The following is a 25,026-nucleotide window of genomic DNA, read 5'->3' as shown; positions in this document are numbered from 1 at the left end:
GCAGCTCCATTTACATGCGGAACACGCCGAAGCGGCTCGGCTCGATGGGGGCGTTCAGCGAGGCGGACAAGGCCAGGGCCAGCACGTCGCGGGTCTGCAACGGGTCGATGACACCGTCGTCCCACAGGCGCGCGCTGGAATAGTAGGGGTGGCCCTGGGTTTCGTACTGGTCGAGGATTGGCTGCTTGATCGCGGCTTCTTCTTCGGCGCTGAAAGCAACGCCCGCGCGTTCAGCCTGCTCACGTTTAACCTGCACCAGCACGCCGGCCGCCTGTTCGGCCCCCATCACGCCAATGCGTGCATTCGGCCACATCCACAAGAAACGCGGGTCATAGGCACGGCCGCACATACCATAGTTACCGGCACCAAAGCTGCCACCGATGATCACTGTGAACTTCGGCACCTTGGCGCAGGCCACTGCGGTGACCAGCTTGGCGCCGTGTTTGGCAATGCCTCCAGCTTCGTATTTCTGCCCGACCATAAAGCCGGTGATGTTCTGCAGGAACAGCAGGGGAATGCCGCGCTGACAGGCCAACTCGATAAAGTGCGCGCCTTTTTGCGCTGCTTCGGCAAACAGAATCCCGTTGTTGGCCAGGATCGCCATCGGGTAGCCGTGCAGGTGCGCAAAGCCGCACACCAGCGTGGTACCAAACAATGCTTTGAACTCATCGAACACTGAGCCGTCGACCAGCCGTGCGATCACTTCGCGCACGTCAAAGGGTTGCTTGGCGTCGGCCGGAATCACACCGTAAAGCTCTTCGCAGCTGTACAGCGGTGCTACGGGCGGGCGCTGCAACAGTTCGCCCTGCTTGCGCCAGTTGAGGTTGGACACGCTGCGTCGGGCCAGCGCCAGGGCGTGTTCATCGCTGTCGGCGTAGTGGTCGGCCACACCAGAGATCTTGCAGTGCACATCGGCACCGCCGAGGTCTTCGGCGCTGACGACTTCACCGGTGGCAGCCTTCACTAAAGGCGGTCCGGCGAGGAATATCGTCGCCTGGTTGCGCACCATGATTGCCTCGTCCGCCATCGCCGGCACATAAGCACCGCCGGCGGTGCATGAGCCCATCACCACGGCAATCTGCGGGATGCCTTGGGCACTCATATTGGCTTGGTTGAAGAAGATCCGCCCGAAGTGCTCGCGGTCCGGAAACACTTCATCCTGACGTGGCAGGTTGGCGCCGCCGGAGTCCACCAGGTAAATGCACGGCAGGCGATTCTGCTCGGCGATAGTCTGTGCACGCAGGTGCTTTTTTACAGTGAGGGGGTAGTAGGAGCCACCTTTCACGGTGGCATCATTGGCGACGATCATGCATTCGACGCCTTCCACGCGGCCGATCCCGGCAATCACGCCAGCGGCGGGCACATCTTCGCCATACACCTGATAAGCGGCCAATTGGCTGAGCTCAAGAAACGGCGAGCCTGGGTCGAGAAGACGGTTGATGCGCTCGCGTGGCAGCAATTTGCCGCGCGACGTGTGCCGCTCCTGAGCCTTGGCGCCGCCGCCTTGCTGCACATCGGCGAGCAGGCTGTGCAGGGCGTCGACCTGTTGGCGCATCGCCGCGCTGTTGGCGGCGAACTCCGCCGAGCGTGGGTTGAGCTGGGTGTGCAAGGTGGCCATGGTGCGCTCCTTCAGCGGGTTTCGTTGAAGAGTTCGCGACCGATCAGCATCCGGCGGATCTCACTGGTACCGGCGCCGATTTCGTACAGCTTGGCATCGCGCAACAGCCGCCCGGCAGGGAATTCGTTGATATAGCCGTTGCCACCGAGAATCTGGATCGCATCGAGGGCCATTTGTGTGGCGCGTTCGGCGCTGTAGAGGATCACCCCGGCCGCATCCTTGCGCGTGGTTTCGCCACGTTCGCAGGCTTGGGCTACCGCGTAGAGATAGGCGCGGCTGGCGTTGAGTTGGGTGTACATGTCGGCGACCTTGCCCTGGATCAGTTGGAATTCGCCGATGCTCTGGCCAAACTGCTTGCGGTCGTGGATGTAAGGCACGATGAGGTCCATGCAGGCCTGCATGATCCCGGTGGGGCCACCGGAGAGCACCACGCGTTCGTAGTCCAGGCCGCTCATCAGCACTTTCACGCCGCCATTGAGTACACCGAGGATGTTCTCTTCGGGCACTTCCACGTCATCGAAAAACAGTTCGCAGGTGTTGGAGCCGCGCATGCCCAGCTTGTCGAACTTGTTGCTGCGGCTGAAGCCTTTCCAATCGCGCTCGACGATAAACGCGGTGATGCCGTGGGCACCTTTTTCCAGGTCGGTCTTGGCGTAGATCACGTAGGTGCTGGCGTCGGGGCCGTTGGTGATCCAGGTCTTGCTGCCGTTGAGCACGTAATGATCGCCGTGCTTGTCCGCGCGCAGTTTCATCGAGACCACATCGGAGCCGGCGTTCGGCTCACTTATGGCTAACGCGCCGACGTGTTCGCCGCTGATGAGTTTGGGCAGGTACTTGAGTTTTTGTTCATGGCTGCCGTTGCGGTTGATCTGGTTCACGCACAGGTTGGAGTGCGCGCCATAGGACAAGGCCACCGACGCCGAACCGCGGCTGATTTCTTCCATGGCCACCACGTGGGCCAGGTAACCCAGGCCAGCGCCGCCGTACTCTTCCGGCACAGTAACGCCTAACAGGCCCATGTCGCCGAACTTGCGCCACAGGTCGGCGGGAAAGAGATTGTCGATATCGATCTGTGCCGCACGGGGCGCGATTTCCTTGCCCACGAACGACTGCACCTGGTCGCGCAGCATGTCGATGGTTTCACCGAGGGCGAAGTTCAGGGACGGGTAACTCATGGACAGGCACCTTAATGTGAGCTTTGTTTTTGTGTGGATGGCGCGCCAGGGAAGGGCGCTCACCTTTACGTTAACGTAAGCTTGCGTTAAGGCGCTGTCAATCGTAGTTTACGTTTACGTCAACCTACAAAAAAGACAACAGGGGTCGTTATGGATCAATCGAATCAGAGCTACAGCCGTGGCGTTCAGGACAAGACCTTGCTGGCCATGACGATTGGCCAGGCCTTTGATCGCACCGTTGCACAGTTTCCCGATGGCGAGGCTCTGGTGGTGCGCCATCAACAGCAGCGCTACACCTGGCAGCAACTGGCCCACGCCGTGGATTTACATGCCCGCGCATTCCTCGCACTGGGCATGCAGATCGGTGATCGCCTGGGTATCTGGGCACCCAATTGCGCCGAGTGGTGTATCAGCCAGATCGCCAGTGCCAAGCTGGGTGTGATTCTGGTCAATATCAATCCGGCGTACCGCAGCAGTGAATTGGAGTACGTGCTCAAGCAGTCCGGTTGCCAGTGGCTGGTATGCGCCGGGTCGTTCAAGACGTCCGATTACCACGCGATGCTCCAGGAATTGAAGCCCGAGCTGCGCGGCATCATCAGCCTCGACCCCAGTCCGCCCACGGGATTCCTGCCCTGGTCGCAGTTGGCCGCGCTCGGCGCTGGCATCGCGCCCGAACAATTGCACAACCGCCAGGCCAGCCTGCACTTCGACCAAGCCGTGAATATCCAGTACACCTCCGGCACCACCGGCTTCCCCAAGGGCGCGACCCTCAGTCATCACAATATCCTCAATAACGGCTATATGGTCGGCGAAAGCCTGGGTTTAACCGCGCAGGATCGCCTGGTGATCCCGGTGCCGCTGTATCACTGCTTTGGCATGGTGATGGGCAACCTGGGTTGCATCACCCACGGCACCACCATGATCTACCCCAATGACGGCTTCGACCCGCTGCTGACCCTCACTGCCGTCGCCGAAGAGCGCGCCACCGGCTTGTACGGCGTGCCGACCATGTTTATCAGCATGCTCGATCACCCACGTCTCGGCGACTTCGAGCTGTCTACCTTGCGCACCGGCATCATGGCCGGTGCGACGTGCCCCATCGAAGTGATGCGCCGGGTCATCAACGAGATGCACATGAGTGAGGTGCAGATTGCCTACGGCATGACCGAAACCAGCCCGGTGTCCCTGCAAACCGGCGCGGATGATGACCTGGAACGTCGCGTCACCACGGTCGGCCGCACCCAGCCGCAGCTGGAAAACAAGATCATCGACGCTGACGGCAATACCGTCGCGCGCGGTGAAATCGGCGAGTTATGCACCCGTGGCTACAGCGTGATGCTTGGCTACTGGAACAACCCCGACGCCACCCGCGAAGCCATTGATGACGCCGGCTGGATGCACACCGGCGACCTGGCGAGCATGGACGCCCACGGCTACGTGTGCATCGCCGGGCGCAACAAGGACATGATCATTCGCGGTGGAGAGAACGTGTACCCGCGTGAGTTGGAGGAGTTTTTCTTCACCCATCCGGCGGTGGCGGATGTGCAAGTGATCGGTATTCCGGATGAGCGTTACGGTGAAGCCATCGTGGCCTGGGTCAAGTTTCATCCAGGCCATGTGGCCAATGAATTGGAACTGCACACCTGGTGCAAGGGGCGCATCGCGCATTTCAAGACGCCCAAGCATTTCAAGATCGTGGAGGAGTTTCCAATGACGGTCACGGGCAAGGTTCAGAAATTCCGCATGCGCGAGATCAGCATCGAGGAGTTGCGCGACGACGCCTGAAGCGGGGTGCATGTCTACTGCTGCGCGCGCCAGCGCGATGCCTAAAGTGGCGCACGACTTCGCCACTTGACGGCCATACCGATGACACACCGCACGATTGATCCCCCGACGCGCCCTCTTCAGGACGAGCACAGTCCACATGGACGGCTTATCAAGGACAACACACCTGACTGGTACACCGATGCGCTGGATCAGCGCAAAACCGAACTGGCCTCGTTGGCACTGAACATCCCGGATTGGTACAAAAAGGCCCCGGCGGCTGCGCGCGATCGCATGAGCACGATCCACTCACGCAGCAGGACGTCCTTGAACCAACTCGATCAGATGTTCAGTGAACTGAAGGGACCAGCAGAGTACGCCGAGCCGTTGTTGGTGGCAGCGATCGAGAAAACGTTCGGGCAGAGGTTGGATACCAGAAAAGCGTTTTATGCCCGCAAGCTGACACAGTTGGAATGCGATTCCGCCCCCAGAGAAGTCTCGATTTCCCACGCCAGCACATTGGCCCCGCAATTCTATTTTTACAAAGGCATCAGCTTGCTGGAGGCTGCGCTGAACAACTTCACCTCGCAAGAGGCAAGTGATCCGGTTTGCCAGGACTGCCACTTGATCACCTATTACAACTTTTACCAATATCCAAGCGACAAGCTTCATTCGCCAGGTAACGTCCAGTCACTCCCAGTGCGTATCAAGCCTCATGAGTTCGCCAAACTGTGTCGGGAACTCGATCTGGGGAGCTCCTACTACGAGTACGTGCGCACCTTTCTCAACAATCATATTCGGACCACCACCACGCCGGCGGGAATTGGCAAGCTGTACAGCACCCTGATTACCAGCCATCGGAACCAGTTGAAACTGGCCGCTGAGATTGCCTTGATGAAGGGGGACATCGGCGCTGCTCACCACCAGTTGATCAACGATCTGTTAATAGATCAGGCAGACCGCAAATGGGACGGCGAAGTGGTGAAGTTTTCGCCGTTGCGGTTACTCAATTTTGTGATCGAGAACATCCTGGTCATCGGTCCGGTGGTGTGGCGGACAAATGTGAGGAGTGCAGAGCTCGTGCCCCGACCATGCCTGGTATACATTCCCGGCGATCCACTCCATCCACTCAAGGTCTATGACCATGTTGCGGCCTTTACCGACGAGCTGACGACGCGTTTGTGTCATGTCGAATACCGCACATTCTTCAGCCAGTTCGTGCCACTTGCCGATCAGGATGGTTTTTTTACACAGTTGAAGACACTGCTGGATCCGGGGGCGGTATACGCCCACGATCAGGATTTTGCCCCGGCGCAAAAAAGCCGGATCCATCGTCAGGGAACCTATGCGTCGCCGTGGCGAGACGTCTGGATGGACTGCGCGATGCAGCGCATACGGCTGATCATGAGCAATGCCCGCACCAGTGTGGTGTCCACCCAGGATGTCGACGATCGGGTTTACAAAGCCTGGCTCTGGTCGTTCGGCAGCAAAGCGCTGGATATTCTCAATCTTGCCTCTTTCGTGGTGCCTTTCCTGGGAGAGGTGATGCTGGTCGTTGCCGCCGCGCAAGTGCTCTACGAGGTAGGTGAAGGGATTGATGCCTGGTCTCAGGACGATGCCCAAGCGGTTTGGGCACATTTTTCGGCGGTGGGTTTCAATCTGGCGGGGCTGGCGCTGCCCAAAGTGTTGGAGACAGCGAAAAATACGGCGTTCATCAAGCGGCTGGTGCATGTGGAACTCGGAGGGCGACCGCGTTTGTATGATTTCCAGCCGAGGTCATATCTGCATCAAATTGCGTTGCCCGACGGACAACGGCCAAACGCGCTAGGGCTCTATGTGCACGAAGCAGGTCTCTACTTGCCGGCAAAGGGGGGGGGTCATTACAAGGTCAAAGCCAGCGGTACCGATAACGAATTCAGGTTTGTGCACCCTGAGGGTGATACCCGCTATGCGCCACGTGTGCGACATAACGGCGAAGGTGCTTGGGTGCATGAGTTCGAACAACCGTTGACGTGGGATCGCCAAACCCTGTTGCGTCGCATGGGGCATACGGTCGATCACCTTAGCGATAGTCAGCTCGAGCAGGCGAGGGCGATCAGTGGCGTCACAGATGACGAGTTGCGTCGGGTGTTCATCGAGCACCGGCCGCCTGCGCCACTCCTCAAAGATATGCTGCGGCGGTTTGAATGCGCCGCTAAATACCAGTCATTTATTGATCGGTTGAGCCACTCAGACCCTTGGTTTTTTAGCCAGGTCGATTGGTTCACACAAGTCCAGTTGTTGCTCGAGTGTGGGATGTGGCCCGAGTCGCGCGTGTTGGTGGCGCTGGATGCTGAGGGCAATCAGGTGTGGTGTTCAGCTGTTCCGAGTGATTCGTCCTCGGTCGTCACGCTTGGGCATGAGGAACTGAAAAGTGGCCGCCTCTTTTCGTCATTCAGGGAGCAGTTGACGGAGCCCGAAATTCGCCACTTATTGGGCGAAAAAAAGATGACGCAAGAGGCTGTATCAACGCTGTTCCTAAGGACCCGAGACGTTTCATCCGAGACTTCGTCCTCCGCGATCGAAGAACGTGACGATGGAGATACTGATCCGCTGATGCAGTATTTGCGTACACATTATGCGAGGGTGGTGAGGTACCGGGATTGCTTGCTTGAGGCGGCCTATAGCACCAAAGTCAAGCTGTTCAACCGGGAGATATCAGCCGGTGATGTATCCAGTGACGCGAATGTAAAACTGATCCAGCGCGACTTTCCGGGTCTGCCTAAACTGGCCGCCGAAGAAATAGTCAGCCATGCCACTAGTCAGGAACTGACAAGCATGCAGGCCGGGTCACGTTTGCCTTTACGCCTGGCCGAGGAAGCGCGTGTTTACTGGCAGAAGGCGCGAGTCATGCGGGCACACGCTGATCTTCTGTTCGACAACCAATTCACGTTGGACGTCGTACGGCTGGCCTTGCACAAGATGGCCTCGCTGCCCGGACTTCTGGAAGGGGTGTCTGTTGAGCTACGCGAGGGCGCTTACGATGGTCCTCTGCTGGACCGGGTGGGCGATACGAGCGCGCCCAGGCAACTGCGTCTTATCCATACCGACCTGAAGGAGTGGAAACTCTGCAGCGGCCCGGAAAAAGCAGAGTACTGGCGCAGTGATGAAGGCGCGTTCTTTAACGCGCTCTGGATGGCAAGCAGTGGCAAGTTCACAGGGTGGGCCGAATTCAATAGGGCTGCCCAACGCTTGAAGATGCAGATTGCGCAACAGCCGCTGAGCGAGCTGGCGAGCCGGCGCGCACTTGGCTTGAAAACAATCAAACCCGGTTTCAAATCACCCATGCGTCTGGCTGACGGGCGCATAGGGTATCCACTCAGCCCGGTGGGCGGCGCTGGCGAGCGTCCGTCTGTTTGTACGATGAAAGCAATGTCGCTGTACCCGTCGAAGTCCATGGCAGAGGTCGAGGTCATGCTCGACCTTCAAGGCGCTGGCGACGCTGTACTTCTGGCGAAGTTGACCCAACTCGAAGCTGAGCTTGCAGACTTGGACACGGCGCTGGCCCGTTGGCAGCAGGAGGGCGGATCGGGTTATGCAAGCGCCAGGCGCAGAGTGTCGGGCACCATCAAGGCTGCCTGGCGTAGAAGTTCTGCGCAGGCATTGGCTGGGGATCAGACGCCGATCGGCCATGTACTGGACTTGTCGCATGAAGTGATTGGCGAATTGCCTGCGATAACCGCAAATATGGATCACGTGGGCAGCCTGGTTCTACGTCGAATGGCGCTTTCAGACAGCTCACTGCCTTTTCTGAACGCATTCGGCGGCTTGCGCTGGCTGGACATGCGAGAGAACAACCTGACGCAACTGCCAGATTTCGCTAATGGCGGGTCCGGGCTGACTAAACTCTATTTGAGTGGAAACGATATCCAGTTGACCGAATCGAGCCGCCTGCGTCTGGAGAGAATGCAGAGCCTGAAGATTCTGAATCTCAGCGATAATCGTCGCCTGGGATGGCTGGCCGACCTGCGCCGCCTGCGCAATTTGAACCAGCTTTATCTTTCGGATACCGGCACGGAGACCTTTCCTATCGGCGCCGAACAACTACCTCAACTGGCCCGCGTCGATCTGCACACCAATCGGATCACGACGTTACCTGAATACGCTTATCAGCATCCGGACCGCATCATCGTGCACGACAATCCATTGTCGGCGGCTACCCTGGCGCGGCTGGGTGAGCCTTTCAACGCGGCGCATTTGGGGGAGCACATCACGGTCGACGAAGCGCGCGGCTTGTGGCTGGGAGCGTTGTCGGCCAGCGAATCAGCCCGGCGCGGCGGGATCTGGGACGAACTCAGGGCCCATCCTGAGTCAGCCGCTTTTTTTACCGTGGTGTCCGATACTACTCGCAGCGCGGAATTCAGCAGTGATGTGACGCGCCCGGTACTGGCGCAGCGCGTGTGGAACATGCTCGAGGCCGCAAGCGAAAGCCAGGCTATCCGAGCGTCGTTATTTGCAGCTGCCGATGATCGAGTCACCTGTGGCGACGGCAGTTCGGTCGAATTCATGAATCTTGAGAGTGAATTGCTGGGGGCGAGGGCACTCGAGTTGGCAGGCGTTGAGAGCGAAGAGGGCGCCTTGGTATCCACGGGCAGAAAGTTGTTTCGTCTAGCGTTGGTAGACGCCATTGCCGAACGGGATGTCGCGGCGAGAGGACCCGGGTTTACCGAGCAGGTTGAAGTCATTCTGGCTTATCGCACCCGGCTTGCGGTATCGCTGGATTTGCCGGTCCAATCCCGGGACATGTTGTTTGCGCAACAGGCCGCTGTGAGTCAAACGGATATCGATAATGCGGGCGCAGAGGTGCAAAGAGAAATGCGCAATGCGGCTAAAGAGGCGGACTTTTTTATCGGGCGCCTGTTCTGGGATAAGCACCTGCGCACCCGATACCCTCAGGAACTTGAGGCGTTAATGAAGCCGGACCTGGTTCTGATAGACGAAAAGAGCACTGCGCTGTTCGATATTTCAGATTTGCAAGGCGAGCAAGACGCCGCTGTAGATCCAGCCACAAAAGCACTGTGGCAGACAAAACATGATGAGGCAGTCGACCGGTTGGCGCGCCTGTTGAGTATGCGCAGGGATCAAATCCTGGTGAACGGCTCGATGCAAAGCGTGTTTTTTGAGCGTGAACTCAAGCAGCTAGGGGCTGAGCGGCAGGCGCTGGAACAACGAACGCTGCACACCTTGACGCGGCGGGTGTTCAACAACTTCGCGGCCTCAGGTGGGACCGCCCTGTAATCGCACGGTGCAGAAAGCACAAAGGGGACCCTAGGGTCCCCTTTAATTTGTCGTTGCGTGCTCTTTTTTTATTATTGAGGGGCGGTCTATTGTTGTTTTTGGCAACCGTTACCCTTTACCGCTGTTTTTGGCGACCCCCATTCGGGGTCAAGAGCAAACGTATTTTTTTGAGCGCTGATCTGCTTCTTCGTTATCGATCCAACCAGTGGGTAGCTACCTGAGGTAGTTTTATTTTTCTCTAACCGGTTGCGGGTTTCGGCACGCCGTACCCTGCAAAGCACATCTTCTCCAAAAAAATCTGTTAGCTGCGTCTCTGCCGTGTTGTTTTTGTTATGTCAGAGTCGTTTCGTCTTATTTTTATTAGGTTTGGCGCTTTTTATTCTTGTTATGCCATAGAGATAGCAGAAGCCGTGCCAACTTTGTAAATTCCTTTAAAATCAATGGTTTGATTTTTTTGTGGGAGGTGGCCTACGGCAAATACGACAAAATATGTTCCCGTGTTACTCGTTGTGTAGGTGTGCGGTAACACATTGTCACGGCTACGCTACTCAACTGGCGTTGCCTGCCTTGGCCACGCGCGACCCTGTCGGTCGGCCCAGCACGTTGCTGATTTGCTGGCCCGCACGAATCAACGCCTCCAGGTCTATACCGGTCTCGATGCCCAATCCGTTGAGCAGGTACACCACATCTTCGGTGGCAACGTTACCGCTGGCGCCTTTGGCATAGGGGCAGCCGCCAAGGCCCGCGATAGAGCTGTCGAACACGGTGATCCCTTCCAATAGGCTGGCGTAGATATTCGCAACGGCCTGGCCATAGGTGTCATGGAAGTGCCCGGCCAACTTTTCTCGTGGCACCTGGGCGCCGACCACCTCGAACAGTCGCCGCGTCGCGCCCGCCGTACCGGTGCCGATGGTGTCGCCCAGGGACACTTCATAGCAGCCCATGGCATACAACTCGCGCGCGACCATCGCCACCTGTTCCGGCGCTATCTCGCCCTCATACGGGCAACCCAGTACGCACGAGACATAACCACGCACGCTGATCCCATGTTGCTTGGCCGCGGCCATGATCGGCGCGAAGCGTTCCAGGCTTTCGTTGATGGAGCAGTTGATATTGCGCTGGGAGAACGCCTCGGACGCCGCCGCAAACACCGCTACTTCCTTGACGCCAGCCGCCAACGCGTCCTCAAAACCGCGCAGGTTCGGCGCCAGGGCACCATAGGTCACGCCAGCTTTACGCTGAATCTGTGCAAACACCTCGGCAGAACCGGCCATCTGCGGCACCCATTTGGGCGATACAAAACTGCCGACCTCGATATAGCTCAAGCCCGCAGCGCTGAGGGCGTCCACCAGTTGAACCTTGTCCGCCACGCTGATGGGTTGGGCTTCGTTCTGCAAACCGTCGCGCGGGCCGACTTCCACCAGGCGTACGTGTAAGGGGAGGGACATGGCAGTTACCTTCTGATCAATGGCCAACCTGGCTCATGGTGTGGGCCAGGGCCTGGGTGCAGCGCTCTTCGGCGGTGTCCAGCTCCAGCTTCATTTGTTCGATATCCAGCAGTTGCTGTTCCAACTGTTCACGGCGCTCGGCGATCTTGGCCAGCATGCTGTTGAGTTGGATGTGGTTGCCGCCGGAGGGGTCGTAGAGCTCGATCAGCTCGCGGCATTCGGCCAGGGAAAACCCGATGCGCTTGCCACGCAGGATCAGCTTGAGGCTGACCTTGTCGCGCGCCGAGTAGATGCGCTCCTGGCCCCGGCGTTCCGGGGCCAGCAGGCCTTGTTCTTCGTAGAAGCGAATGGCGCGTGTGGTGATGTCGAGCTCGCGGGCGAGGTCGGAGATGCTGTAGGTCGTGCTCATGGGTGTGCCCGAGAAGATGTCTTGGGCGCTAAGCTAATGGCTGCTTGACGTTAACGTCAAGGGGCGCGCTCTTGTAGTGAGCGGGCTTGCCCCGCGCTGGGTGGCGAAGCCGCCCCAAACCGGGCGACCTGGGTTTATCTGGGACTCGGTGGTGTCTTGTCTAGGGCGGCTTCGCCACCCAGCGCGGGCGGTGCGACGATTCGACAAGCCCGCTCACTACAGTCAGGCTTGTTTGCCATCCAACTTCTTTTCATGGGCCGTCACCTGCTGGCACAACTCGATCATCTGCTCGCGCATCCAACGGTTCGCCGGGTCTTGATCGGTGCTTTCGTGCCAGTACAGGTGGGTTTCCACCGGCGGCACATCGTTGACCGGCAGGTTGAACCAGTGCAGTTCGTGGCGGCGGGCGAAGCGTTCGGGCACGGTCATGACCATGTCGGTCTGCTGCAACACTTGCGAGGCCATCAGGTAGTGCTGGGAGCGCAGGGCGATCTTGCGCTGGATGCCCATTTTGCCCAGTGCCAGGTCAACGTGGCCCAAGCCGTTGCGGCGGCTGGAGATATGGATGTGGGTCAGCGCCAGGTAGTCATCCAGCGTCAGCTTGTCTTTGCCAGCCATAGGATGACCCTTGCGCATGGCGCACACATAGCGGTCTTCCATCAGCTTGACGTGGCGCACCTGCGGGTCGGTGTTGAGCGGCGCATCCACGGCAAAGTCCAGGCGCCCGGCGGCCAATTCCTTGGTGGTCTCGCGGCGTTTGGACAGGAAACTCTCGATCACCACCGTCGGCGCCAGGCGGCGCAAGCGCTGGAACAGCGGCGGCAGAATCACCGCCTCGGTGAGGTCGGTCATGCTGATGCGGTAGGTCTTGGCCGCCTGCTGCGGGTTGAAAATCCGGCTTTCCTGCACCGACACCCGCAGCAACGACAATGCATTACGCACGGGGCCGATGATGTTCTGCGCCATCGGCGTGGGCACCATGCCTTGGGCAGTACGCACGAACAGCGGGTCGTTGAAGGTCTCGCGCAGGCGTGCCAGAGCGTTGGACACCGCCGGTTGGGTGATGCCGACAATCTGCCCGGCGCGGGTCAGGTTGGCTTCGGTGTAGATCGCGTCAAAGACGATAAACAGGTTGAGGTCGACCTTGCTCAGATTCATTGGGTTGCGCTCTTATTGTTAGGGTGCCGATAGGCCGATCATATATCGGTGATGAATGTTAATACACGCCGAGAATAGGCTAGGTAAATTATCAACGCTGTTCTAGCATCGATTGCATGACCTAAACAACCTCTCAGAGAAGGGAGCTGCTCATGGATTTCGCCTATTCGCCCAAGGTTCAGGAACTGCGTGAACGCGTCACTGCATTCATGGATGCTTACGTTTACCCGGCCGAGCCGGTGTTCGAACGCCAGGTCAGCGAAGGTGATCGCTGGCAGCCCACGGCAATCATGGAAGAGCTGAAAGCCCGCGCCAAAGCCGAAGGCCTGTGGAACCTGTTCCTGCCGGAATCCGAACTGGGCGCTGGCCTCACCAACCTTGAATACGCGCCGCTGGCCGAAATCATGGGTCGCTCACTGTTGGGCCCGGAGCCGTTCAACTGCTCCGCCCCTGATACCGGCAATATGGAAGTGTTGGTGCGCTACGCCAACGAAGCGCAAAAACAACGCTGGTTGGCGCCGCTGCTGCGTGGTGAAATTCGCTCAGCCTTCGCCATGACCGAACCGGACGTAGCGTCTTCGGACGCCACCAACATGGCTGCCCGCGCCGAGCGCCAGGGCGACGAATGGGTGATCAACGGCAAGAAATGGTGGACCTCCGGCGCCTGCGACCCGCGCTGCAAGATCCTGATCTTCATGGGCCTGAGCAACCCGGATGCGCCGCGCCATCAGCAGCACTCGATGATCCTGGTGCCGGTGGACACCCCCGGCGTGAAGATCGTGCGCCCGCTGCCAGTGTTCGGCTACGACGACGCGCCCCATGGGCATGCTGAAGTGCTGTTCGACAATGTGCGCGTGCCCTATGAAAACGTGCTGCTCGGCGAAGGCCGTGGTTTTGAGATTGCCCAAGGCCGCCTTGGCCCAGGCCGTATCCACCACTGCATGCGCTCCGTCGGCATGGCTGAGCGTGCACTGGAGTTGATGTGCAAACGCTCCGTCAGCCGCACCGCGTTCGGCAAGCCGCTGGCCCGTTTGGGCGGCAATATCGACAAGATCGCCGACTCACGCATGGAGATCGACATGGCGCGCCTGCTGACCTTGAAGGCGGCGTACATGATGGACACTGTGGGCAACAAGGTCGCGAAAAGTGAAATCGCCCAGATCAAAGTGGTCGCGCCGAATGTGGCATTGAAGGTGATTGACCGTGCGATCCAGATCCACGGCGGCGCGGGCGTCTCCAACGACTTCCCGCTGGCCTATATGTACGCCATGCAACGTACGCTGCGATTGGCGGATGGGCCGGATGAAGTGCACCGCGCCGCGATTGGCAAGTTTGAGATTGGCAAGTATGTGCCTAAAGAGTTGATGCGCAGCGGGCAGTAACACCGCGTCGCCTGCATTCGCGAGCAAGCCCGGCTCCCACATTAGACCGAGTTTTTAAGGAGAACACGGTCTAATGTGGGAGCCGGGCTTGCCCGCGATGAGGCCAGTCTGAACAACCCAAAACCCAAGGTTCAGTACACCCAAACCTCCACCCGCCGATTCTTGATCCTGCCTTCATCCGCCGTATTTGCGGCCACCGGCATCTGTGCCCCAAACCCACGAATATCGCGCAATACCACACCGTTCTTCACCAGCTCCCGACGCACCGCCATCGCCCTCAACTTAGATAACAACGCCGCCCGTTGCGGGTCATTCTTGGCATCACCAAACCCCACCAATGTCACCTGCTTATCCAGCTTGTCGTGGCTTTTCAGATACGCCACCACCCGTTGCAAATCCTGGCGCGCCTTGTTGTCCAGGCTGGCACTGCCTTCTTCGAAGCGAAAATTCACGGTCAAACGCTGAGCGTCACGCGCGATGGCCTGATAGTCCTCGGGCATCGACGCGCGCGGCTCGACGGCGATCGCCTGTACCTGCTGCGCGATAAACCCGTTGGCCGCCACAATCGCCTGGCCCTTGCTGCTCTGGGTAAAGTCCACCAGTGCCTTGGCCCACGGGTTATGACCCGATGGCGGCAGGTAGAAAAACAACCGTCGCGACAGCGGGTAATCCTCGGTGGCAATCAGGCTGTTCAGCGGCAACATGGGGTGCGAGTCGCCATCCACAATCGCCACCGCCTTCGCCTGACGCACATAAGGCAGGCCGATAAAACCGATGCCCTGAGGGTCCTGGCTGACCGCGTCGGACAGCTGTTCGCTGGACTCGAAGCGTTTGGCACCTGCGCCGAGCGGCTTGCCACGCAAGCGCAGCACCAGTTCCTTGAAGGTGTCGTAGGTGCCGGACTGATCATCGCGCGCATACAAATGAATCGGCCCGCCGATGCCGCCTAATGCTTCCCACGTGCTGATTTCGCCATTGAAGATCTGCGCCAGTTGCTCGGTATTCAGGGTGTTCAACGGGTTTCGCGGGTTGAGGATGATGGCCAGCCCGTCGATGGCGATCACCTGTTCGGCTTCGGGGCTTTTCAGGTCGCCGAGGGGTTCGAGGTCGACCAGTTCGCTGTCCTTGATCGGACGGGACGAGGCTGCCAGGTCGGCCGTGGCTTTTTTCAGCGCCATGAAACCGGTGCTGGAGCCGTGGGCAGCGACCTCGATCGACACGGTCTTGCCTTGGCGCGTCTTGCCGGTCACGCGCTGTTCATTGGCACCTTGCGCCGGTTCAATGCGCACCGCCTGCAGGCCCTGATGTTCCATCAACCCCTTGGCCAGCGCGGGCCCCAGCGCCGCGCCAATGGTATTGGAACCCTGGATGCGTAATGCAGGGCCTTGATCGGGAGCGGGTAGGGGGGCGGAAGCAGCGTAGAGAGGAAAGAGTGCCAGCAGAAACAGAACGCGCAGCATCATGCCGGCACCTTCTTAAGCCAAAGGGAGTGCCGCGAGAATAAGTCAGGCCGGTTGCAGAAATATGACTGATAAGCCAGGGGTCCAGTTGTGGGAGCAGGCAAGCCAGCTCCCACGTTGAAGGGGGGTGTCAGCTCAATTCAAGCCAGATCGGCGCATGGTCGGACGGCTTCTCCAGCCCGCGCAGATCGTAATCCACGCCCGCATCCTTGACCCTTGGCAGCAAGCCATTGGACGCCAGGATCACGTCGATGCGCAGCCCGCGCTTGGGCTCATCTTCAAACCCACGGCTGCGGTAGTCGAACCAGCTGAAGCGGTCGGCCACGTCCGGGTTGAGGTGGCGGAAGCTGTCGACCAGGCCCCAGTTCTTCAGGCGGGCCATCCATTCGCGTTCTTCGGGCAGGAAACTGCACTTGCCGGTCTTGAGCCAGCGCTTGGCGTTGTCGGCGCCGATGCCGATGTCGCAGTCTTCCGGGGAAATATTCACGTCGCCCATCACTACCAGCGCCTGGTCATTGCGGAACTGGCTTTCCAGCAACTGTTGCAAGTCTTCATAGAAGCGTTGCTTGGCCGGGAACTTGGTCGGGTGGTCGCGGCTTTCGCCTTGAGGGAAGTAGCCATTCATGATGGTGACCGGTTGGCCGTTTTCGTCGGCGAAGGTGCCCCAGATAAACCGGCGCTGGGCGTCTTCTTCGTCGGTGGCAAAACCCTTGTGCAGGCTCAACGCCGGCAGGCGCGAGAGCAGCGCCACACCGTAATGGCCTTTTTGCCCGTGGTAGTACACGTGATAGCCAAGAGCTTGCACTTCGGCCAACGGGAACTGGTCGTCGTGGACTTTGGTTTCCTGCAGGCCGATCACATCCGGCTGGTGCTTCTCGATCAGCGCCGCCAGCTGATGAGGGCGGGCGCGCAGCCCGTTGATATTGAAGGAGACGATTTTCATGGTCGGCAGTCCAGTCCTGGCAAAAGGGCGATGCTAGCCGACAAGTCGGACGGGGGCCAGCGTGGCGGTAGGGCAGTTGCGCTGCTAATGTCTGGGAACGACTCGTGCTGCGTGGGTTCGTACCCATAAGAACGCCGCCTTCTGAGCGGTGCCCAGGGAGATTCACTGTATGCCAGACACTTCGACCGCCATTGGCGAAATCCGCTTGCTCAACAGCGGCTATTCCCGTGAGGCCCGTTCCCTGCTGTACCAGGCCTATCGGCATGAGCCAACATTTGCCTATATCTTTGAAGCGGAACGTTCAGGTTATGAGCAGCGAGTGCGCGCCACCGTGCGCGAACTGGTCAAGCAGCATTTCTTCCAGAAGCTTCCGGCCATCGGCCTGTTCGTCAATGACCGGCTCATCGGCATCGCCCTGATCGCTCCCCCGCAGCGGCGCCTGGGGATTACCGAGAGCTGGGCCTGGCAAATCCGTATGTGGCTGAGCACCGGCGTGCGCGGCACGCGGCGTTACCTCGACTACCACCATGCGGTGCTGGCGTGCCTGCCAAGTGAGTCGGTGCATGTGCTGCCGCTGCTGGGTATTCACCCGCAATTCCAGGGCAAACACTACGGCGAGCAGTTGCTTGAGGCGGTGCACAACTGGTGTGCCGACGACCCGCACTCATCCGGTGTGGTGCTGGACACCGGCAATTCGCGCTACTTGGATTTCTATAAGCGCCAGGGGTATGAAGAGATCGGTGAAGTCGCTGTAGGACCTGTCGTGGAGCACGTGTTTTTTCATCCCAACCCGCAGTCGTCACATGCTGCAACGGCTTGATGCAGAATTTTTCAGAATTTTCCGAGTTCTAAAGTGCTCTCCAGCTCGTGTAGCATCCGCGCCTATGAAGTTTCCAGGAAGATTTACCAGCGGCTTGATTCTGCTGTTCACAAGCTGCGGCGCGTTGGCGCAAAGCGAACTGGACGTGCGGATCAAGCCCTCAAACGATGCGTTGAAAGCCAACATCGAAGGCTACATCGGCGGGGTGGGCGATCGTGATGAAGAGGCCTTGCTGCGGTTCAGCCGTGGCGCCGAGGAGCAGGCGCGAAAAGCAGCCCAGGCCCTGGGCTTCTATCAGCCACAGATCGAAAGTGATGTGAAGGGCGGCAAGAACCCGCGCCTGATCCTCACCATCGACCCCGGCGAGCCGGTGCATTTGCGAGACGTGACCATACGGGTCGACGGCCAAGCCGCAGACCTCAAGGCCTTTCGCGTGCCCGTCAGCGACGACCTCAAATCCGGCGCCGTGCTCAACCACGGCCATTACGAAGATGCCAAGCGGCTGATCCAGAACCAGGCCTCGCGCTACGGTTTCTTCAGCGGGCGTTTTACCAAACAGAAGCTGTCGGTGGACCCGCAGGCGGGCGTCGCCGATATCGAACTCATCTATGACAGCGGCCCGCGCTACACCTTGGGCAAGGTGAGCTTTGCCGGCGACACGCCGTTTGACGAAGAGCTGCTGCAACGCATGGTGCCGTTCAAAAGCGGCACGCCCTACGATTCCGAATTGATCGCCGAACTCAACCAGAACCTGCAAGCCAGCGGCTTTTTCGAAGGCGTGCGCGTGGACGCTGCGCCGGCCGCCTCGACGGATGACATCATCCCGGTGGCTGTGCGCCTGGAGACCCGCAAGCCCCGCACCATGGGGCTGGGCCTTGGTTTTTCCACCGACGTTGGCCCGCGCGGCAAAGCCAACTGGACCCGTCACTGGGTCAACCCCCAGGGCCATAGCTATGGCTGGGAAGCCGAGCTGTCGGCGCCGCGACAGAACGTCGGCCTGTGGTACGACATTCCGCTCGACCCCCCGCTCACCGACAAACTGCGCTTCGCCGGTGGCTATCAGAACGAAGAAATCGCCAACACCGACACCGTGAGTAAATTGCTCACCCTTGGCCCCGAGTGGCATAGCAAGTTGCCCAGCGGCTGGACCCGGGTGATCTCGCTCAAGTATCAGCGTGAAGAATATCGCCTGGGCAACGACTCCGGCTTGAGTAACATGGTGATGCCGGGGATCAGCTACTCCTACCTGCGCAGCGACAACCGCATTGACCCGCACCACGGCTACCGCCTGCAATTCGACACCAAGGTCGCCAAAGAGGGCTTGGGCTCCGACACCAACCTGCTTTACGGCACGGCCATGGTCAAGGGCCTGACCACCTTGTGGGACAACCACCGCTTTCTGGCCCGCGCCCAGGTCGGCGGCAGTGCCACCAACGGTTACAAATCGGTGCCGCCGTCGTTGCGCTTTTTTGCCGGTGGTGACCAGAGCGTGCGCGGTTATGAGTACCAGACGCTGTCGCCCGAGAACGACCGCGGCGACCGCATCGGTGGCCGCTACATGGTTGCCCTCAGCGCCGAGTATCAATATTCCATCGCCGAGAAATGGCGGATCGCGACGTTTATCGACCAAGGCAACTCGTTCAATTCCCTGGACCTGCCCAGCCTGAAAACCGGCGTCGGCGTCGGTATCCGCTGGGTCTCGCCGGTCGGCCCGATCCGCCTTGACCTGGCCCACGCCCTCGAAGATCCGGGCGGCGTTCGATTGCACTTTTCCATGGGGCCTGAGCTGTGATGCGTGGTGTGAAAATAGCGGGGCTGGCCGTGGTTGCCATCCTCGCCGTGCTGTTATTGGCGCTGTGGGCGTTACTCGGCACCCAGGCCGGCAGCCGCTGGGCGTTGGCCCGCGTACCGGGTTTGAGCGTAGAGAATTTCCAGGGGCATTTGGGCGACCAGTGGAGCGCCGACCACCTGCTGTGGCAGCAAGACAGCAGCCGCGTCGAACTCCAGGCACCGACCGTGGATTGGTCGCCCGCCTGCCTGTTGCGCATGACGGTGTGCATCAATCGGTTGGACGTGGACCAGGTCAGCCTGCAATTTCCGCCGGGCACTGAGGAAAGCAGCGGTCCGATCCAGTTACCCGACCTGAAACTGCCGGTAGCGATCCAGTTGGGCGACGTTCGCGTCGGTCGCCTGCTGTTCAACGGCAGCGAAGAACTCAAGGGCCTGCAATTGGCGGCGCATTGGACGGCTGCCGGCCTGCAGATCGACTCTGTGCACCTGCAACGCGATGATCTGGTACTGGACTTGGCCGGCTTGCTGCAACCCACCGGCGATTGGCCGCTGACCGCGACTGGGAATGTAAGCCTGCCGTATGCGCCAGGTGGTGCACCTTGGGCGGTGGCGTTGAAGATTGATGGGGATTTGTTAAAGACGCTCAAGCTTGATGCAGACAGCAGCGGCTATCTGCCAGCCAAGCTCACGGGCGAACTGCAACCCTTGGCAGAAAACCTCCCGGCCCAATTGCACATCACCGCCGACGGTTTCAAGCCCAGCGCCGATCTACCGGACACCTTGCAACTCAACAAACTCGATCTCACCGCTAAAGGTGACTTGAAGCGCGGCTACCAATTGTTGGGCAAGGCCGTGCTCCCTGCGGAAAAAGGCCCGGTGGATGTGCTGCTGCAAGGCCGGGTTGACGCCAAGGGCGCGCAGATCGCCGGCCTGGACCTGAATGCCGGAGACAAGCAAAGCCTCAAGCTGACGGCCCAACTGGATTGGCAACAAGGCTTCAGCGCCGACGCCAGGATCGACTGGCTGGACTTCCCTTGGCATCGTCTCTATCCGGTTATCGACGAGCCGCAAGTCGCACTGCGTACCTTTAATGGTGAGGTCTCCTACAAAGACGGTAACTACCTGGGCAACCTCAAGGCCGACCTCGACGGCCCGGCGGGCAAGTTCAATGTGGTCACGCCGTTCAGTGGCGACCTCAAGCAAGTCTTCCTGCCCGAGCTGAAACTCACCGCCGGCCAAGGCAAGGCCGAAGGCCACTTGAACCTGCAATTCGCTGACGGCATCGCCTGGGACACCGCGCTCGACCTGTCGGCCCTGAACCCGGCGTACTGGGTTGCTGAACTGCCCGGCACCCTGGCCGGCCCCCTGCGCAGCAAGGGCGAGTTCAAGAACGAGCAGCTCAAGCTGAATGCCGACCTCGACCTCAAGGGTCGCCTGCGCGGGCAAACTGCCGTGCTGGCGGCCAAGGCCGAAGGCGCGGGCGAGCAGTGGACCCTGGCCAACCTGGATATCCGCCTGGGCGACAACCGCATCAACGGCAGCGGCAGCCTGCAACAACGCCTGGCTGGGCAGATCGATATCAAGCTGGCGCGCCTGGCCCAGCTGTGGCCGCAGTTGCGCGGGCAGGTTAATGGCCGACTCGACGTGGCCGGCAGCCTCAAGGCCCCCCAAGGCAAGCTCGGCCTCAAAGGCCAGCAATTGGCGTTCGCCGACAATCGCCTGCAAAGTCTTACCCTCGACGCCAGCCTCGATAACGCCCAGCGCGCCAGGATCGACCTCAAGGGCAGCGGCATTCAAAGCGGTGACACTCAGGTCGGCACCCTGACTGCCAGCGCCCAGGGCGATATCAAGAACCAGAAGGTCCAACTGGACCTGGCCGGCCCCTTGGTCAAGCTGGCCCTGGCGTTGGATGGCAACCTCGACAAAAGCAATTGGCGCGGGCGCCTCGCCAGTGGTGATGTGCAAGCGGGCGGCCAGGACTGGAAGCTGCAAGCACCAGCGAAGATCGAACGCATGGCCGATGGCAAGCTGACGTTTGCCGCACACTGCTGGGTCTCCGGCCCTGCCAGCCTGTGCGGCGAAGACCAGCGGCTGATGCCCGAGCCAAAGTTGCGCTACCACCTCAAGCAATTTCCCATCGACAGCCTGGCGGCGTTTTTGCCCAAGGATTTCGCCTGGAAGGGCAAGCTCAACGCCGACCTGCAGCTCGATCTGCCGGACAGCGGCCCCAAAGGCGTGGTTTCGGTTGACGCCAGCGGTGGCACCTTGCGCGTCAAGGACAAGGACCAGTGGCTGGATTTCCCCTATGACACGCTGAAGCTGGAAACCACGCTCAACCCCAAGCGTATCGACACCCAGCTGGACTTCCGTGGCGGCAAGCTCGGCGAGCTGATGGTGCAAGCGCAGATCAACCCGTTGCCGAAGAACAAACCGATCACGGGCACGTTCACCCTTGCCGGCCTGGACCTCGCGGTGGCGCGGCCGTTTGTGCCGATGGTGGAAACCCTCAGCGGCAAGCTCAATGGCAACGGGCGCATCTCCGGTGGCTTGTTGGCACCTCTGGTCAACGGCAGCGTGAACCTGGTGGGCGGTGAGATTTCCGGTCCGGAACTGCCCATTAGTCTGGAAGGCCTGAACGTGCAGGCGCTGATCGCCGGTGAAAGCGTGCAGCTCAACGGCGGCTGGCGCAGCGGCAAAGCCGGGCAGGGCAGCCTCAAAGGGCAGATCGACTGGGGCCAGGCCCTGGTGGTGGACCTCAGCCTGCAAGGCTCGCAGTTACCGGTCACGGTTGAACCTTATGCCGTGCTGGAAGTGGCGCCCGACCTGAAAATCACCCTCAAGAATGACAAGCTCGCCGTCGCCGGCAACGTGCACATCCCGCGAGGCGATATCATCGTGCGCGAGTTGCCACCGTCCACCGTGAAGGTCTCGGATGACACCGTGATCGTGGGCAGCCAGACCGAAGAGGGCAAGCCGCCGATGGCGATGGCCATGGACATCAACGTGGTGGTGGGTGAAGACAAGCTCAACTTCTCGGGCTTTGGCCTCACCGCCAAGGTGCAGGGCCAGGTGCACATCGGCGACAACCTCGATACCCGTGGCGAGCTGTGGCTCAACGATGGCCGCTACCGCGCCTACGGGCAGCGGCTCGATGTGCGGCGTGCACGGCTGCTGTTCGCCGGTCCGTTGGACCAGCCGTACCTCGATGTCGAAGCGATCCGCAAGACCGACGATGTCATCGCCGGTATCCGCCTGAGCGGCAGCGCCGAGCAGCCCACCACGCAAATCTTCTCCGAACCGGCCATGAGCCAGGAACAGGCGCTGTCCTACCTGGTGCTGGGCCGTCCGCTGAGCTCCACCGGTGAAGACAACAACATGCTTGCCCAGGCGGCGTTGGGCCTGGGGTTGATGGGCAGCGCCGGGGTGACCTCGGACCTTGCCACCAAGTTGGGCATCCAGGATTTCGACCTGGATACCCAGGGCAGCGGCAACAACACCGCCGTGGTCGCCAGCGGCAAAATCACCGAAAAGCTCAGCCTGCGTTACGGGGTAGGGGTGTTCGAACCGGCCAGTACCATCGCCTTGCGCTATTTGTTGAGCAAGAAGGTGTACCTGGAGGTGGCGAGTGGTGTGGCCAGTTCGTTGGATATCTTCTACAAACGCGATTTCTAAAACCCGGCACTGTTCAAAACGGTGGGAGCTGGCTTATGTGGGCGCTGGCTCCCACATTGCGTCTGCCTTCCAAACCACTCGTCGCGAAATTACAAAGCAAGCTAACTATTCCATTTGACATTCGCTGCCTAAGCAGTAATATCTCGTCACACATTCACTGCCTAGGCAGTAATAAGGTGACTTCCGATGAAACACTTCACCCCGGATAACTTCCACAACTGCCACCTCGGGCTTTTGCTTGGGCGTGCCGCAATCCTCAAAGACCGCATCATCGACACCCACATGGAACCCCACGGCATCACCGCCGCGCAGTTCAAGGTGTTGATCATCATGGCTCAGTTCGGCGTCGACACCCCGGCTGAGCTGTGCCGCCACCTGTCTCTGGACAGCGGTTCAATGACGCGCATGCTCGACCGCCTGGAGCAGAAGGGGCTCCTGGGCCGCAAGCGTTCAGAGCTGGATCGACGCCAAGTGCAGCTGGTGCTCACCCCGGACGGCCAGCGCCTGGCAGACATGCTGCCGTTCATCGGCGCCGATGCGTTGAACCAGTTGGCCGGCGCACTGGAGCCGGGTGAGTTGGAAACCCTGGAAAAGATCCTCAAGAAAATTCTGATAGCTGCAGGTGATCCGATCACTATCCAGCGGGTAGGTAACCAATGAACACACGCGCCCTTTGCCTGGTGCTGGTGGCCATGAGCATGGCCGGTTGCGCCAATTACAGCGGCCTCGACACCCAGGGCAAGCGCCTTGACGCCAATACCCTGCAAACCTGCAAGTCCTTGAGTGGCGTGGCCTTGTCGAGTGCCGCCTGGCCCAGCGCCGACTGGTGGAAAAGCCTTGGCGACCCGCAGCTCGACGGCCTGATCCAGGAAGCCCTGCAAAACAGCCCCGACATGCAAGTCGCCAGCGCCCGTGCCCATCAGGCCGAAGCCGCCGCCTACGCCGCCAATGCCGAGCGCATGCCGACCCTGGATGCCAGCGCCGGTGTGAGCCGCTCGCGCCTGGCCAAAGACCAGGACCCGCGCGGCGAAGGCGATGCCTATTCGACCGTGCGCAACATCGGCGCCAGCTTCAACTACAACTTCGACCTCTGGGGCGGCCAGCGCGCTGCCTGGGAAGCCGCGCTGGGCGAGGCACGCGCCGCCCAGGTTGATCAACAGGCCGCGCGCCTGACCCTGGCCGCCAACGTCGCCAAGGCCTACAGCGACTTGGGCCAGGCGCATATCGTGCGTGACCTGGCCAATGACGACCTCAAACGCACCCGGCAGATGCTTGACCTGAGCAAACGCCGCCTGGACTCGGGCATTGACAGCCAGTACCAGTACCAACAAACCGAAAGCCTGGAAGCCAGCTCCCAGTCGCAACTGATCGATGCGGAAAAACAACTGCAGAGCGCAAAAATCGCCCTGGCGGTGTTGCTCGGCAAAGGCCCGGACCGTGGCAACGAGCTGGCTCGTCCCAACGTGCTGAAGCCCAGCGCAGTCGCCGTGCCTTCAGTGCTGCCGGCTGAACTGCTGGGCCGTCGCCCGGACCTGATCGCCGCGCGCTGGCGTGTCGAGGCGGCGGGCAAGAATATTGACGCGAGCAAAACCCGCTTCTACCCCAACCTCAACCTGAGCGCGAGCGCCGGGGCCGAGTCGTTGCTGGGGGACGCGATGTTTGGTTCGGCCAGCCGCTTCTTCAATATCGCGCCGACGATCTCGCTGCCGATCTTCGACGGCGGCCGCCTGCGCGCCGACCTCGATGCCCGCGACGCCGACTACGACCTGGCCGTGGCCCAGTACAACAAAACCCTGGTGCAAGCCCTCGGTGATATCGGCAACACCCTTTCGCAACTGCGCGACACCGGCCGGCAGATCCAGGCCCAGCAACACGCCGCGGACATTGCCCAGCAGTCCTACGACACCGGCGTTCAACGCTACAGCTCCGGCATCGGTAACTACCTGGATGTGCTCAGCATCGAGCAGCAGTTGCTGCAGGCCCAGCGTCAGTTGGCGAGCCTGAATGCTGCGCAGATCGATCTGTCGATTCAATTGATGCAGGCCCTGGGTGGCGGATACGACGCCAACAATGTGGCCGCGACCACCCCAGCCACACGCTCGGAATAAT

The 25,026-nt window shown here is 60.2% G+C and carries 15 protein-coding genes; 8 read left to right on the top strand and 7 right to left on the bottom strand.

Annotation, left to right across the window (positions count from 1 at the left end):
* Nucleotides 1-10 precede the first annotated feature (10 nt).
* Both HU722_RS18325 and HU722_RS18320 read right to left on the bottom strand, forming a co-directional pair.
* Nucleotides 11-1,618, bottom strand: a complete 1,608-nt coding sequence (locus HU722_RS18325) for a carboxyl transferase domain-containing protein (protein WP_065873466.1) — start codon at nucleotides 1,616-1,618, stop codon at nucleotides 11-13.
* 11 nt (nucleotides 1,619-1,629) lie between these two features.
* Complete coding sequence (locus HU722_RS18320) at nucleotides 1,630-2,793, bottom strand: isovaleryl-CoA dehydrogenase (RefSeq protein ID WP_065890739.1); 1,164 nt, start codon at nucleotides 2,791-2,793, stop codon at nucleotides 1,630-1,632.
* A gap of 150 nt (nucleotides 2,794-2,943) precedes the next feature.
* Here HU722_RS18320 and HU722_RS18315 point away from each other — a divergent pair, with 150 nt between their 5' ends.
* Nucleotides 2,944-4,578, top strand: coding sequence for an AMP-binding protein (locus tag HU722_RS18315; protein WP_065873464.1), 1,635 nt, complete (start codon nucleotides 2,944-2,946; stop codon nucleotides 4,576-4,578).
* An 81-nt stretch (nucleotides 4,579-4,659) separates the two neighbouring features.
* Nucleotides 4,660-9,834: an NEL-type E3 ubiquitin ligase domain-containing protein gene (locus tag HU722_RS18310; protein ID WP_065890740.1), complete on the top strand. Its 5,175-nt coding sequence runs from the start codon at nucleotides 4,660-4,662 to the stop codon at nucleotides 9,832-9,834.
* A 548-nt stretch (nucleotides 9,835-10,382) separates the two neighbouring features.
* Here HU722_RS18310 and HU722_RS18305 read toward each other — a convergent pair.
* From HU722_RS18305 to HU722_RS18295, 3 genes are all read right to left on the bottom strand, one after another.
* Nucleotides 10,383-11,282 (bottom strand): hydroxymethylglutaryl-CoA lyase, encoded by a 900-nt coding sequence (locus tag HU722_RS18305; protein ID WP_065890832.1) that lies wholly within the window; start codon nucleotides 11,280-11,282, stop codon nucleotides 10,383-10,385.
* Between the two features lie 16 nt (nucleotides 11,283-11,298).
* Complete coding sequence (locus HU722_RS18300) at nucleotides 11,299-11,691, bottom strand: MerR family transcriptional regulator (RefSeq protein ID WP_065881821.1); 393 nt, start codon at nucleotides 11,689-11,691, stop codon at nucleotides 11,299-11,301.
* Nucleotides 11,692-11,913: 222 nt separating this feature from the next.
* A complete protein-coding gene (locus HU722_RS18295) occupies nucleotides 11,914-12,849 on the bottom strand; it encodes a LysR family transcriptional regulator (RefSeq protein WP_049712614.1) in 936 nt (311 codons plus the stop codon).
* Nucleotides 12,850-13,001: 152 nt separating this feature from the next.
* Between HU722_RS18295 and HU722_RS18290 the strand changes: the two genes are divergently transcribed.
* Nucleotides 13,002-14,231 carry an acyl-CoA dehydrogenase gene (locus HU722_RS18290; RefSeq protein ID WP_065873461.1) on the top strand — a complete coding sequence of 410 codons (1,230 nt, stop codon included), beginning with the start codon at nucleotides 13,002-13,004 and terminating at the stop codon, nucleotides 14,229-14,231.
* 131 nt (nucleotides 14,232-14,362) lie between these two features.
* Here HU722_RS18290 and HU722_RS18285 read toward each other — a convergent pair whose 3' ends face one another.
* Together HU722_RS18285 and xthA are read right to left on the bottom strand one after the other, a co-directional pair.
* Nucleotides 14,363-15,694: a substrate-binding domain-containing protein gene (locus HU722_RS18285; protein WP_065881823.1), complete on the bottom strand. Its 1,332-nt coding sequence runs from the start codon at nucleotides 15,692-15,694 to the stop codon at nucleotides 14,363-14,365.
* 127 nt (nucleotides 15,695-15,821) lie between these two features.
* Nucleotides 15,822-16,634 carry an exodeoxyribonuclease III gene (gene xthA / locus HU722_RS18280; protein ID WP_065873459.1) on the bottom strand — a complete coding sequence of 271 codons (813 nt, stop codon included), beginning with the start codon at nucleotides 16,632-16,634 and terminating at the stop codon, nucleotides 15,822-15,824.
* Nucleotides 16,635-16,803: 169 nt separating this feature from the next.
* Between xthA and HU722_RS18275 the strand changes: the two genes are divergently transcribed.
* The 5 genes from HU722_RS18275 to HU722_RS18255 all read left to right on the top strand — a co-directional run bounded on the left by HU722_RS18275 (nucleotide 16,804) and on the right by HU722_RS18255 (nucleotide 25,025).
* Complete coding sequence (locus HU722_RS18275) at nucleotides 16,804-17,454, top strand: GNAT family N-acetyltransferase (RefSeq protein ID WP_065873458.1); 651 nt, start codon at nucleotides 16,804-16,806, stop codon at nucleotides 17,452-17,454.
* Between the two features lie 64 nt (nucleotides 17,455-17,518).
* Nucleotides 17,519-19,246 (top strand): autotransporter assembly complex protein TamA, encoded by a 1,728-nt coding sequence (locus tag HU722_RS18270; protein ID WP_065890741.1) that lies wholly within the window; start codon nucleotides 17,519-17,521, stop codon nucleotides 19,244-19,246.
* Entirely contained in the window at nucleotides 19,246-22,917 is a 3,672-nt protein-coding gene (locus HU722_RS18265) for a translocation/assembly module TamB domain-containing protein (RefSeq protein ID WP_065890742.1), read from the top strand. Before HU722_RS18270 ends, HU722_RS18265 begins: the two co-directional genes overlap by 1 nt.
* Before the next feature lie 186 nt (nucleotides 22,918-23,103).
* Nucleotides 23,104-23,577, top strand: coding sequence for a MarR family winged helix-turn-helix transcriptional regulator (locus HU722_RS18260; protein WP_065873455.1), 474 nt, complete (start codon nucleotides 23,104-23,106; stop codon nucleotides 23,575-23,577).
* Nucleotides 23,574-25,025 (top strand): efflux transporter outer membrane subunit, encoded by a 1,452-nt coding sequence (locus HU722_RS18255; protein WP_186752813.1) that lies wholly within the window; start codon nucleotides 23,574-23,576, stop codon nucleotides 25,023-25,025. The genes HU722_RS18260 and HU722_RS18255 overlap by 4 nt, the downstream gene beginning before the upstream one ends.
* Nucleotide 25,026: the final 1 nt, after the last annotated feature.

It is taken from the genome of Pseudomonas tritici (assembly GCF_014268275.3).
Classification (GTDB): Bacteria; Pseudomonadota; Gammaproteobacteria; order Pseudomonadales; family Pseudomonadaceae; genus Aquipseudomonas; species Aquipseudomonas tritici.
Note: the sequence above shows the minus strand (reverse complement) of the source record. Positions and strands in the feature narration are given on the sequence as shown.